Source organism: Flavobacterium sp. (assembly GCF_044376915.1).
Taxonomy (GTDB): Bacteria; Bacteroidota; Bacteroidia; order Flavobacteriales; family Flavobacteriaceae; genus Flavobacterium.
Map to the genome: position 1 here is coordinate 1 of NZ_JBILKB010000124.1, position 3746 is coordinate 3746.

The 3746-nt window shown below is 35.2% G+C and carries 6 protein-coding genes; 3 read left to right on the plus strand and 3 right to left on the minus strand.

Annotation, left to right across the window (positions count from 1 at the left end; all coding sequences use genetic code 11):
- Positions 1-44: 44 nt before the first annotated feature.
- The 3 genes from ACIQ6Z_RS09495 (at position 45) to ACIQ6Z_RS09505 (ending at position 1370) form a co-directional block, all read left to right on the plus strand.
- Complete coding sequence (locus tag ACIQ6Z_RS09495; protein WP_396196075.1) at positions 45-605, plus strand: YeeE/YedE family protein; 561 nt, start codon at positions 45-47, stop codon at positions 603-605.
- Positions 606-612: 7 nt separating this feature from the next.
- Positions 613-1026: a DUF6691 family protein gene (locus tag ACIQ6Z_RS09500; RefSeq protein WP_396210643.1), complete on the plus strand. Its 414-nt coding sequence runs from the start codon at positions 613-615 to the stop codon at positions 1024-1026.
- Between the two features lie 77 nt (positions 1027-1103).
- Positions 1104-1370, plus strand: coding sequence for a heavy-metal-associated domain-containing protein (locus ACIQ6Z_RS09505; RefSeq protein ID WP_396210644.1), 267 nt, complete (start codon positions 1104-1106; stop codon positions 1368-1370).
- Between the two features lie 31 nt (positions 1371-1401).
- Here ACIQ6Z_RS09505 and ACIQ6Z_RS09510 read toward each other — a convergent pair whose 3' ends face one another.
- From ACIQ6Z_RS09510 to ACIQ6Z_RS09520, 3 genes are all read right to left on the minus strand, one after another.
- Entirely contained in the window at positions 1402-1677 is a 276-nt protein-coding gene (locus ACIQ6Z_RS09510) for an ATP-dependent Clp protease adaptor ClpS (protein ID WP_396210645.1), read from the minus strand.
- A 55-nt stretch (positions 1678-1732) separates the two neighbouring features.
- On the minus strand, positions 1733-2566 hold the full coding sequence (prmA, locus tag ACIQ6Z_RS09515) for a 50S ribosomal protein L11 methyltransferase (protein WP_396210646.1): 834 nt from the start codon (positions 2564-2566) through the stop codon (positions 1733-1735).
- A gap of 82 nt (positions 2567-2648) precedes the next feature.
- Positions 2649-3746: porin (locus ACIQ6Z_RS09520; RefSeq protein WP_396210647.1), on the minus strand; the 1098-nt coding region annotated here is incomplete at its 5' end.

Here is a 3746-nt window from a genome sequence, read left to right on the forward strand (position 1 = left end):
AAACCAATCTTAATTTCTATTTTTGTACAAATTTGCAAAAAAATATGGAAATAATTTATGGAACATGGCATTGGTCTATTTCAGGTTTTTTAATCGGAGTAACCATGTTGGTATTAACCTATTTTGGGAAGACTTTTGGAATGTCATCAAATCTACGAACCATGTGTTCAATGGCAGGTGCAGGAAAGTTTAGTGATTTCTTTAAATTAGATTGGCGCGAACAAAAGTGGAGTTTGGCGGTTGTATTAGGAGCTTTTGTTGGTGGTTTTATTGCCTATCAATTTTTGTCTAATGGGAGTGGCGTTCAAATACATCCCGACACCATTGCCTCATTGCAAACCCTCGGTATTGACGCCCCAGACGGAAAATTACTTCCTGATGCGCTGTTCAGTATCGAAACCATGCAAACCCCTAAAGGTTTTACGATCTTATTGCTTGGTGGCTTGTTGATTGGTTTTGGAACCCGCTATGCAGGCGGATGCACTTCAGGACATGCCATTGCTGGATTGAGTAATTTGCAATTGCCATCACTTGTAGCAGTTATCGGATTTTTTATTGGAGGCTTACTCATGGCCCATTTTTTATTGCCCATCATTTTAAAATAGTCACATTATGAAATTAGCACGATTTTTTCTTACAGGAATTTTTTTCGGGATTGTACTTACAAAAGCCGAAGCCGTTTCTTGGTACCGAATTTATGAAATGTTCCACTTCCAATCGTTTCACATGTATGGTATTATTGGGACTGCACTATTTACTGGTATATTGGGTTTACAAATCGTCAAAAAGTACAAACTCAAAGACTTTAACGGTTTCCCCATCACTATAATCGATAAAGAGCGCGGTTTTTGGCGTTATATTATTGGAGGAACTATATTTGGATTGGGTTGGGCATTAGTAGGATGTTGTCCCGGACCCATTTACATTTTATTAGGAACCGGAACCTATGCCATTGTGGTGGTTTTTATTGGGGCTTTGTTAGGGACCTATATTTATGGTTTATTAAAAGACTATTTACCGCATTAAAGTTTCGTTAAAGTAACATAAGTTACATTTTAGTTTGCAGATGTTGCGTACATTTACATCAATTTAAATACTTGATTATGAATACTATACTATATGTACAAAATCTTAAATGCGGGGGATGTGCCAATACGATAACTAAAAATATCGCGGCGATAGACCATGTTTCTAATGTTTTGGTAACTGTTGATGAGAGCTCGGTTGCATTTGATTGCGATACACCTGAAACCGTTCAATTGGTGAAGGATAAATTAAAAGTTTTGGGGTATCCCGAAGACGGAACAGCAAATACTTTAGGTTCCAAAGCAAAATCGTATGTAAGTTGTGCTATTGGAAAAATGAACTAAAAAAAAAGTCCCGAATTTATCGGGACTTTTTTTATATAATTTCAGCGCTTAAACCGGCATCTAATAGTGCCGTGCACTGTGGTTTTAATTCTTCAAGTGTTCCTGTTTTGACGGTGCATTTTCCTTTATAGTGTACTAATAAGGCACATTGTTCGGCTTGTAACGCATCGTGTTTGCACACTCTAATTAATGTTTCTATGACATGATCAAACGTATTTACATCGTCATTGTGCAATACAATTTCATTGTTGGTGCCAACAGCCTCTTCTACTAAAACCTCTTCTTGTATTTTTTCTATGGTACTCATTTTAGTTTGGAATTGATGGAACAAAAATAAAATTAATTGAGAAAATCACCAATTTCTATTTTGTAAATTTTAAGGCGACCCAATTATTGCGTTCAAATTGCTTAATATACTGTAATCCTTTAGAAAGGCAACTTTCGGAAATAAAGGGAATATCCTCAGTATAAAAACCACTTAGAAATAACACTCCGTTATCGTTTAAGCAATCTACATAAGATTGCATGTCATTCAATAAAATATTTCGGTTGATATTCGCAATGATAATGTCGTATTTTTTCCCTGCTAATAAAGCCGCATCCCCTTCATATACCGAAATATGGTTGCAGTTATTGCGTTCTGCATTCTCGATAGAATTTAAGTAACACCAATTGTCAATATCAATAGCATCAATTGGTTGAGCACCTTTCATTTCGGCTAAGATGGCTAAGATGGCCGTCCCGCAACCCATGTCCAAGGTTTTTTTATTTGTAAAGTCTGTTTCAAGAATGTGTTGAATCATCATGTGTGTCGTTTCATGATGACCTGTTCCAAAACTCATTTTGGGTTCAATAACAATATCAAATTCAGCCGAAGTTTTTTCGTGAAAAGGCGCTCTTACATGGCATTTTCCATCGACTTCAATGGGTTCGAAGTTCTTTTCCCATTCTTCATTCCAATTCACTTGTTCGATTTCTTCGAAAGTATAGGAAATTGTAAATTCTGGATTTTCTAATATTTGGATGTCTTCCAAAATAGCGTCACTCCACAACTCTTTTTGGACATAGGCTGAAATACCCGTTTCGGTTTCAATAAAACTCTCGAAGGCTTTTTCTCCCAATTCGGCGATTAAAATTTCACTTCCTAATGCTAAAGGGCTAATGGTAAAATTATAGCCTATGTATTGATTTGACATGTTGATTTTTTTTGCAAATGTAATAAAATAAAAGAGTTCACTGTATTCACAATGAACTCTGAAAATAGAATACGTATAAAAACTAGAAATTTATTTGTGCTTGCAAACGCAATAAGCTTCCTTGTTGATCATTGTTTTGAAGAATGAAATCTTCATAGCGTCTATTAGATATTGTATAGGTTGCTACTAATTCAAAGTTTTTGCTAAACTGCCATTCAAAACCAACTTCTAGTTCATTTACATCATAACTTCTAGCATCCATTTCGTGTTTTTTTCCACCTCTGTAATATTGATATCTGGTAAATGGAAAAATAATTTGTTCTTTATGTTCAATTCGATAAGAAAAAGTGGCATAGCCACCTTCTAAGCTTTTGGTCTCAATGGTTTCAGTGTGTTTATTAAATTCGGGTCCTTTACCTATATTATATTCGGCTTGAATTCCAAAGGGTTTTGGATATAAAATAAACGAAACAGCTGCTCTTTGATCTAAATAATTTAAATCATGAGTTGTAGTAACACCTCCATTTTTTAAAGAAGTCGGTAATTCATATCGACCCGTGTAGGCTTGTATTCCGGGTTCAATTATTTGGTTACCAATCTCGAATGGGTAGGAAGCTCTTGCAACTACATGTAAATTGTTGTTCAATTCAGGTCTATTTGCAGTTTGTCCGTTGTATGCACCCAATGCAAAAACACCATAATCTCCACTTCCTTTGTAATTGTCTCTTACTAATGTAGAGAATTTTTTTCTTATCTTGTCAGGAGCCCAGTAAAAGAAAACACCCATATCGCGCTCGTTTGTAACAGCACTATTTAATGCATCAGCACGATCTAAAGGAATTCTATTCTGACTAGATTGCATATTTTCAAATCCATAAGGAATTTTACTTTGACCAATTCTTACTCTAAATTCGTTTTTAGCATCAAAACCTATATCAAAGTATGCATCTCTTATCTGAGCAAAATTTAGACCTGTGCTACTAGCAGAACTTGCAAAATCGGGTTGAATATAAAAATAAACATTCTTATAAATTTGTCCAAAAAATATAATTCGAATCCGTCTTAAGAAAAAACCTCCTTCATCTCCCCAAGATCGGTCACACTGCTCACATCCTAGATCGGGATTAGTTTCAAATAGTCTGTTGTAACGCGCTTGAACATAGCCTCTAATTTTAAATGA